This is a genomic window from Flavobacterium sp. H4147 (assembly GCF_029360735.1).
Taxonomy (GTDB): Bacteria; Bacteroidota; Bacteroidia; order Flavobacteriales; family Flavobacteriaceae; genus Flavobacterium; species Flavobacterium endoglycinae.
Genome location: NZ_JARKNB010000003.1, coordinates 536,075 through 544,984, shown reverse-complemented (window position 1 = coordinate 544,984; position 8,910 = coordinate 536,075). Strand labels below are relative to the sequence as shown.

Here is an 8,910-nt window from a genome sequence, read left to right as displayed (position 1 = left end):
ACGGAACAGATAAGCAGTTCAGCTATATTGACGAGACAGGAGCTTCTAAAGTGATTGATATCAGCAATCTTGTTAAGAACAATGAAACGGTTACAACGTTAACCAATAATAACGACGGCACCTACACGTACACTAACGAAAAAGGTGCTACGGTACTAATCAATGTTGTGGGAGATGTTACAAGCAACTTTACAGCAATTGCCGGCAACGACCAGGTTAAACAGATCATCGAGAACATTGTAAAAAACACGGGAGGCAATGTAAGTTATAACGGCACTACAAACCAGTTCAGTTACATTGATGGGACCGGTGCTTCTAAAGTGATTGACATCAGTAATCTTGTTAAGCAGAATGAAACGGTTACAAGTCTGACGTTTGATGCTACAACGAAAAAGTTAACTTACAAAGATGAAGCACAAACTTCAAATTTAGTTGATCTTAGTTCAATAGCAGCTCAACAGCAGGTGGTTGATGAGTTACCTGTAACATCTGTAGGTCAAATAAATTTTACTTTAACTGCCACACCTTCATCCCTGTCTACAGTGAAAATGTACAGAAATGGTGTTCGTTTAAGTAAATCAGCCTTTACTGTAACAGGAACTACTGTGAAATATAACCCTTCTGGTAATAATTCGGATGTTTTACAGCTAGTAGACACTATAACATTTGACTACTTAAAATAGAAATATAAAAAGTTTAATCATGTTTTTAAAAGCCAGCTTATGCTGGCTTTTTTTATGCAAGATGTAAAATTAATTGCAAGTATTAAACAATGTTTTTTTTAATGTATTGATATCTAGTTATTTGATTTGTTTTTTAATATGAAAGCTTTTTTAAGAATTCACCTTATTCTGATATTCTAAAGACTTTTAAGGGTTAATTAAACTTCAGTATAGCTCTAATTTTGCCCCATAAATAGAACGATAATTTCTTTAACTATGAAAGACAACATTACACATAAGATAGTAAAAAAATCAGGATTGGTTTTGAGTTTTACACTAATTGCACTGGCCAATCAAAATGCACATGCTCAATTCGTAAATAAAGGCGATGTAAAAGTGAGTAATGGTACGCTATTGTCAGTCCACATGGATTACGAAAACAAGGATACAGGAAATTTTATTAATGATGGAGCAGTTCATATTTTCCAAAATTGGAGTAATGAAGGTATAGTTTCTTTTACACAGTCTTTGGCTGGTAAAACTTTCTTTACTGGAACTGAAGAACAGATTATAGAAAATAAAGATGTTTCAGATTTTCAAAACGTCCAGTTTAATAACGGAGCCACTAAAATGCCATTTATTCTCTCAGGAGATATTTCAGTTGCGACTACAGCTGAATTTATAAAAGGAATTATTGATGGTGACTCAGTTGGAGGACTTGTGATCTTTAAAGAAAATGCAGGACATACTGGAGCAGGAAACAATACAGGTTTCGTAGATGGACCAGTTCAAAAAATTGGAAAAAAGGCGTTTGAATTCCCTGTTGGAGATGCATTTCATTACCGACCTTCAATTCATGCAGACGGAAATGATATAGGTAATATTTATACAACGCACTATTTCTTGCAAAATTCAGAACCTATTCATACACATTCTATTAAAGATAAAAATATAACATTTATAAATGATAAGGAGTATTGGATGGTGACAGAAGATCAAGGAAGTGAAAAAATTGTTTTGAGTCTTACAATGGACAATTCAACTACCCCTCAGGTTTTCTTTGATACGACTGATAGTGATGTAGTCATTGTTCGCTGGGATGAAAGTAAAGGAGAATGGATCAATGAAGGAGGAGCAGTAAGCGATTCTTCATTAGGTGCTCCATACAGTAATTTGGTTACAGCACAAGTGTCAGGATATGGAATGTTTACATTAGGATTGGTTAAGAAAATTGTAGATGAGCCTACAGATGTAGTTATCTATAATGCTATTTCTCCTAATGATGATGGTAAGAACGATAGTTTCTTAATCGAAAATATTAGCAAGTTTCCAGATAATGAAGTTGAAATTTACAACCGCTGGGGTGTAAAAGTATTTGGAACAAAATCATACAACGAAAGCGACAATATGTTTAGAGGGTATTCTGATGGTCGCGTAACGGTAAACAGAGGAGAAAAGCTTCCTACAGGAACGTATTTCTATATTTTGAAATATAACAACGGTACTAAAACAGTTGAGAAATCTGGTTACCTATATATAAACAATCAATAATTCATTTACAATTAATAATTTAATTAAGTAGAACTAATGAAAAAAATCATTTCTCTATTGGTGATATTGTTTTTGGGAGTTTTGGAGGTATCAGCTCAACAGGAATCACAATACACACAATACATGTATAATACAATGACGATTAACCCAGGATATACTGGTACACGCGGTTTACCAAGTGTTTTTGGGTTGTACAGAACTCAATGGGTAGGTCTTGATGGAGCACCTAAAACAGCAAACTTTTCTATAGAATCACCAATAAGCCATAACGGGCAAGGTTTAGGTTTGTCTGTAATGAATGATAAAATTGGACCTTCAGAAGAAACAAATCTAATGTTGAACTATTCCTACCCAATACAACTTTCTGCAGATGTTCATTTATCTCTAGGAATCAACGGAGGACTGAACTTTGTAGACGTTGATTTGAATAAATTGAAAGTAAAAGATGCTAATGATATCTATTTATCAGGAACACTGGCAAAAACATCACCAAATTTTGGTGCTGGTATCTACTTTCACTCAAGCAAATGGTATGCAGGTTTATCAGTTCCAATGATGTTAGAAACAAAATTCTATGATGATGTAAAAGAATCAATCGCTTCTAAAAGAATGCACTTTTATGCCATGGGAGGTTATGTTTTTGATTTGAATGATAATTTAAAATTTAAACCTGCTGCTATGATAAAAATGACAAATGGTGCACCATTAGCAGTTGATTTATCGGCAAACTTTTTATTCGGTGACAAATTAACACTAGGAGCAGCTTACAGATGGGATGCTGCAGTTAGTGGAATGGCAGGATTTCAAGTTACTCCAGGTCTAAACATTGGCTATGCATATGATTATGATACACAGAAAATTGGAAATTACAATTCTGGATCACATGAAATTTTCTTGCGCTTTGATTTGTTTGCAGGAACTAAATACAGACTAGTAACTCCGAGATTCTTCTAAGAAAGTTTTAATTTAAAAAGCACACAATGATTTATAAAAATATTAAAACCATATTATTCTTGTTGCTGGCTGTTGTATCTATAACAGGTACTTTGAATGCACAAGATAAAAAACTTGAAAAAGCAGATGCAGCCTATAATAAATTTGCTTTTGTAAAAGCAGGGAAATTATATGAAAAACTCATAAAGAACGGAAATAATTCTGTGGGTGTTTATACCAAATTAGGAGATTGTTATTATTTCAATGCCAGATACCATGATGCAGCGGAAGCGTATTCTAAAGTTTTGGAAACTCAAACAGATGTTGCTTCTGAGTATTATTTCAGATATGCACAAGCGTTAAATAACAGCCAAAATTACGATGAAGCTGCTAAAATTTTGAAAGTGTACTATGCAAAGAAAGGTGACAAAGATCTTAGCGATAACTGGAAACAAGCCAAATTAATGGCAGATATTAAAAAGCAATCTGATAGATATCTTTTAAAAGAGGTAGAAATAAATACTCCTGCATCTGACTTTGGAACTGGTTTCTATGGACAAGATAAAGTGGTTTATGCGTCTGCAAGAGATACAGGTGTTATTATAAAACGTAAACATAGCTGGAATGAAAAATCATTTTTAAAGCTTTATACCGCAGATATTTCAGTTGATGGTGGTTTACAAAATCCAACGTTAATAAAAGGAGATGTAAATACAAAATATCACCAGAGTTCACCAGCTATAACAAAAGATGGTAAAACGATGTTTTTTACCAGAAATAATTACAAAAACGGTAAACTTGACGCCAATAAAGAAGGCATCAGTTATTTGAAAATTTACACAGCCCAAAATATTAATGGAGAATGGAAAAATGTTAAGGCTCTTGGTTATCCTATTAACAGTGATGATTTTTCATCAGGCCATCCCGCATTAAGTGCAGATGAGACGCAATTATTCTTTGTCTCTGACCGAAACAATAAATTTGGAAATTCTGATTTATATGTGGTAAGTCTTAAAAAAGGAGGTTTTGTTAGCAATGATGTTAGAAAACTGGGAGATGAAATCAATACTCCGGGAAGAGAAACTTTTCCTTTTGTAGATAATAAAGGAATTTTATATTTTTCTTCGGATGGACATCCAGGACTTGGTGGTCTAGATGTTTTTGCTGCAATGAAAGATACGGAAGGTGTTTATCATGTAGTGAATGTAGGAGATGAAATCAATTCAGCAGATGATGATTTTGCGTATCAGATTAATGAATCCAAAATGGGATATTTCTCTTCTAATAGAGATGGAAATGATAATATTTATGCTTTTACAGAAACTCGTCCAGTCGATTTTGGGTTTATCAACAAACCAATCATATTCGGAAAAGCAATAAACTTGAGTGAGAATGTTCCAATCGCAGAAGTTGAAGTGGATATCTATAATGATAAAAATGAAAAAATTACTTCTTATTTAACCGATAAACAAGGAAAGTATCAATATACAGCAGAGCCATATAAAAATTATACGATTATCTTTAAAAAACAAGGTCTTATACAGAAAACAAAAGAAGTAGCAGCTATGCAGCCTATGGAAAAAACAGAGGTAAATGCTGATTTATATAATGATAGACAGGTTAAATTAGACGATAACAGTATTGTAACGATAAAACCCGGAGATGATTTAACTAAAATTATCAATCTTAAGCCAATTTATTTTGATTACAATGGATATAAGATCAGAGAATCATCTAAAGCGGAATTAAACAAAATTGTTGCTTTGATGAATGATCGTCCAAAAATAGTTTTAACTATTAATTCGCATACTGATAGTAGAGGTCGTGATGAATTTAACATGAAATTGTCTGAAAACAGAGCAAATGCTACAGTAGATTATCTGATAGAAAAAGGCATTAGCCCAGATAGATTGTCAGGTCATGGATACGGAGAAACTCGTTTAATAAATAAATGTTCAAATGGAGTACCATGTACAGAGGCAGAGCATCAGTTAAACAGAAGATCTGAATTTATAGTTGGGTTTAGAGAATAATAACAATTCTATAAAAAAAAAGAAAGAGAGAATAAATATTCTCTCTTTCTTTTTTTTGCCTGTACTTTAAAAAATATAATTTTTAAAATCTCCTTTTAACTAGATCGTTAATGGGTCTAGTATTAAAAAGTTCATAATACTTAGTAGAAAAATGACTTAACTTAGTGTAATTTAATTCATAAGTGACTTCTGTAAGAGAATGAAAATTACCACTTTTTAGGAGGTCTCTTCCAAGACACATTTTATTTATGATAAAGAAATTATTAGGCGTTGTGTCAAAACATTTTTTGAAAGCAGTTTTGTATTTTGATTCAGACATTCCTGCCATAGCAGCTAAAAAAATAACAGAAGGGAAAGGACCATATAAGTTATCCATCAAATAATCGCGGGTTTTATTTACGGCTTCATTTTCAGATGTGGTTAATGCACGGCTTGTTTCTTTCACATCATAGAATTTACTAAAAAAATTGCCCAATAATTTCAAAGCAATACCTTTAATAAAAACATCAAAAGACAGGTCATTTATAGATTTGGTTTTTAATGATTTGAGTAATAAAATACTGTTGCTGTCAACATGTCCGTAATGGTAAAATGCTTCTTTTTTAGCTTTGTTTTTTGCTTTTGTTTTATATTCTTTTTTAGGATACTTTTTGATAAAATCAGCCAATAGTTTTTTATCTACCAGTATTCTCAAAGCAAAAGTTCTTTCATTGACTGCAGGTTTAAAAGAACTTTCAATTTGATTGTCAATTATAGCAAGTTCTAATTTATCATAGTATCCAATCTTGTAATCTTCATTATTTATTTTTATCAAATTAGCATGTTCACTTAAGTCATAATGAAAGATAAATAATTCATGCTCAGAAGCCTGACGACATAATTTAATAGGAGTATTTAACTTCATATCAATAAAAACAACTGAAATGCCAGGTGTAATTTGTGCGAAATAGGAATGTCCGTTTCCTATTTCTTTTGGGAAATTAATTATCTTGTCGTTTACCAGTTCTCCTTCTGTCTGTTCAGCAAGCTGCTGCTGCCATTCAGGAGTTAAACTATAATAATGGAATATTTTTTTCATAAAATAAATCGATTTGATAAAAATTACTTGACCAGTTTATAGTTCTTTTACAAATGTTTTAGGCGATATACCGAAATGTTCTTTAAATTTTGCTGCGAAATAAGAATTATTAGTAAAGTTGAGTTTATCAGAAATCTGTGAAATAGACATTTCTTTAGTTTCAAGAAGATCTTTTCCTAGAAGTAATTTGTTTTCCATAAAAAACATATTAGGAGTGCTTCCAGTGATTTTATTAAACAAACTCTTAAATTTTGATTCTGACATATTAGCTTTGTCAGCTAAAAATTTTATACTTGGAAAATGTCCTTCAATATTTTCAATCAAGTACATTTGAATGGCGATAATAGCGGATAAATCTTCTTGATTTACAGTTTGAATAATAACACGTTTTTCAGCTATCTTTCTTATAAAATTAGACATCAGCATATATACGGTGCCCGTAAAGTTGAGATTAAATATAGGTCCTCCAATTTTAATCTTTCTAAGATCATCAAGAAGATGGAAAGTGTCATTACTGATCCTGTCAAACCGGATCATCGTATTTTTGGTTATATCCAATATATCATCAATTTTATCAAGCTGTAATTTATGTTCTTCCATAAATCTTTTGATAATACTTTTTTTGATAAAAAAACAAATGGCAAATGTTTTACTGCCAACTTTTACTTTATACTCAGAGTCCAGAGATCCATCTATAACGGCTAGATTGTATTGCCATCTGCTTGTGTTGTACAAAAAATTATGTACAGAGGTAGTGGCTTCTCCATCGGTAAGATTATAGTAAAAACCGACAAAATCTGAAGAATTATTTTTTTGAATTAAGTGGAGATTTTTTTTGTATTCAACATCTAAATAGTAAGCAACAATTCCTTCTTCGATTTCTAGAAAATATCTCGTCCCTGTTTGAATATCTTCAGGTATTACTATAAAATTACCATCAACTTTTCCACCAAACTGTTGGGCTAGATTTTCAACCCAGTTTAGATCTGCGCTATAAAAATGTTCAATTGTTTTCACCGGAAAAAAGTTTGTTCGCATAAAGTTAGTAATTATTTTGTTAAAATGTTGATATTTAGATACATTGCTTTTTATTTGTATTAAATGTCCTATTTTAATCCTGCTTTTTTTGATTTGATCAAAACTTAAAAATGTAAGTTTAAACTTATTTTATTACTTTTTTGACTTTTAGAAGGCAAATCATGTGCCCATAATTTTGTATTTTTGGTTAAACTTTGATAATCAATTGCTTATATTTTTCAATTGATTAAAGACATTATTTTTAGTATTTTTCTTAATAGGTAAAAATTCCTTTGCGGGGAATTTTTACGCTATTTTTTGATTTAGGGTTTTACGATCTATCTGAAGGATTTTGGCGGCTTTTGTCTTGTTGTTATCAACGGCTAGGAGTACTTTTAAGATCAATTCTTTTTCATACTCTCTTAAAGATTTAAATGGTTCTTCGTGTTTGGGTATATTATATTTTAAATATTCTGGCACTTCTTGAAGGCTTATATTGTTTCCATTGCTTAAAATAATCATACGCTGGATTATGTTTTCAAGTTCTCTTATATTGCCTGGCCATGAGTATCGCATTAGTATTTCTAAAACCTTTTCATCCATAGTTATTTGGGGTTTATTGTACTCAATACCATATTTTTTTAGAAAACGTTGTGTAAGCAGCGCGATGTCATCTTTTCTTTCGCGAAGGGGAGTAGTGTCGATTTTAATAACATTAATACGATAGTAAAGATCCTCTCTAAAAGTGCCTTTTGCAATCATATCGTTAATATTGCTGTTCGTAGCACAGATAATTCTAACATCTATCTTTTCTGGAGTAGTAGAGCCAATACGAGTAATTTCTTTTTCTTGTAAAACTCTTAATAGACGAGTCTGTACCGATATAGGTGCATTGCCAATTTCATCTAAAAAAATGGTGCCTCCAGATGCCGCTTGGAAATAACCAATTTTAGATTCGGCGGCACCGGTAAAAGCGCCTTTTACAAATCCAAATAGTTCAGATTCCATTAAATTTTCAGGGATTCCGCCACAGTTTACAGATATAAAAGGCATTTTAGCAAAACTACCTTTATAGTGTATTGCCTTTGCAATCAGTTCTTTTCCTGTTCCGCTTTCGCCTTCAATTAAGATGGTAGCTTTATTGTCTTTAACTCTTTTTATAATATCAATAAGATCTTTAAACGATTGGGAATGTCCAATAATTTCTCCGAAATTATATTCGTCACTTATTTCAGAAGAATCACTTATTACACTATATTTAGTTTTTGAAAGTAAACCTGCAATTGCTTTAGAAAACTCGTCAGAGGTAAAAGGTTTTATTAGGTATTCTAAAGCGCCTGATTTTAGAGAATTTAAAGCGTTGTCTATACTTGGGACTCCTGTAATGACTAATTTTGATACCTTCGGAAAATGTTCTTCTGCAAATTTTACAAGTTCAATTCCGTCCGTTTCGGGCATTTGAATGTCCGTAATCAAAAGATCAATAGTATTGTGTTTTAACACATCAATTGCTTCGCTGACTGAAGAAGCTTTATAAGTATTATAATTTAAAACTTTAATTACACGCTGCATAAAATTCAGCATTTCGTAATTATCATCTACAATAAGTATGTTCTGTTTTCTTAGATTCATTTTG

Annotated in this window: 6 protein-coding genes and 1 pseudogene; 4 read left to right on the top strand and 3 right to left on the bottom strand. The window is 31.8% G+C overall.

Annotated features, from left to right (window positions below):
* From P2W75_RS16340 to P2W75_RS16325, 4 genes and pseudogenes are all read left to right on the top strand, one after another.
* Positions 1-683: pseudogene (locus P2W75_RS16340) on the top strand (hypothetical protein); the annotation flags it as partial.
* A gap of 255 nt (positions 684-938) precedes the next feature.
* Positions 939-2,213 carry a gliding motility-associated C-terminal domain-containing protein gene (locus tag P2W75_RS16335; RefSeq protein WP_276381305.1) on the top strand — a complete coding sequence of 425 codons (1,275 nt, stop codon included), beginning with the start codon at positions 939-941 and terminating at the stop codon, positions 2,211-2,213.
* 36 nt (positions 2,214-2,249) lie between these two features.
* Positions 2,250-3,167, top strand: coding sequence for a type IX secretion system membrane protein PorP/SprF (locus P2W75_RS16330; RefSeq protein WP_276381304.1), 918 nt, complete (start codon positions 2,250-2,252; stop codon positions 3,165-3,167).
* Positions 3,168-3,193: 26 nt separating this feature from the next.
* The gene (locus P2W75_RS16325) at positions 3,194-5,179 is read left to right on the top strand and encodes an OmpA family protein (RefSeq protein WP_276381303.1); all 1,986 of its coding nucleotides are present in this window, start codon (positions 3,194-3,196) and stop codon (positions 5,177-5,179) included.
* A gap of 82 nt (positions 5,180-5,261) precedes the next feature.
* On the opposite strand, the gene P2W75_RS16320 is transcribed toward P2W75_RS16325, so the two are convergent.
* From P2W75_RS16320 to P2W75_RS16310, 3 genes are all read right to left on the bottom strand, one after another.
* The gene (locus P2W75_RS16320) at positions 5,262-6,257 is read right to left on the bottom strand and encodes an AraC family transcriptional regulator (protein ID WP_276381302.1); all 996 of its coding nucleotides are present in this window, start codon (positions 6,255-6,257) and stop codon (positions 5,262-5,264) included.
* A 36-nt stretch (positions 6,258-6,293) separates the two neighbouring features.
* Positions 6,294-7,274 carry an AraC family transcriptional regulator gene (locus tag P2W75_RS22605; RefSeq protein ID WP_276381301.1) on the bottom strand — a complete coding sequence of 327 codons (981 nt, stop codon included), beginning with the start codon at positions 7,272-7,274 and terminating at the stop codon, positions 6,294-6,296.
* Positions 7,275-7,580: 306 nt separating this feature from the next.
* Positions 7,581-8,906 carry a sigma-54 dependent transcriptional regulator gene (locus P2W75_RS16310; RefSeq protein WP_276381300.1) on the bottom strand — a complete coding sequence of 442 codons (1,326 nt, stop codon included), beginning with the start codon at positions 8,904-8,906 and terminating at the stop codon, positions 7,581-7,583.
* Positions 8,907-8,910 lie beyond the last annotated feature (4 nt).

Bases quoted from the DNA above. Each gene is read 5' to 3' on its own strand.
- P2W75_RS16320 (WP_276381302.1), bottom strand. From the start codon at position 6,257: ATGAAAAAAATATTCCATTATTATAGTTTAACTCCTGAATGGCAGCAG.
- P2W75_RS16330 (WP_276381304.1), top strand. From the start codon at position 2,250: ATGAAAAAAATCATTTCTCTATTGGTGATATTGTTTTTGGGAGTTTTG.
- P2W75_RS16335 (WP_276381305.1), top strand. From the start codon at position 939: ATGAAAGACAACATTACACATAAGATAGTAAAAAAATCAGGATTGGTT.
- P2W75_RS16325 (WP_276381303.1), top strand. From the start codon at position 3,194: ATGATTTATAAAAATATTAAAACCATATTATTCTTGTTGCTGGCTGTT.
- P2W75_RS16310 (WP_276381300.1), bottom strand. From the start codon at position 8,906: ATGAATCTAAGAAAACAGAACATACTTATTGTAGATGATAATTACGAA.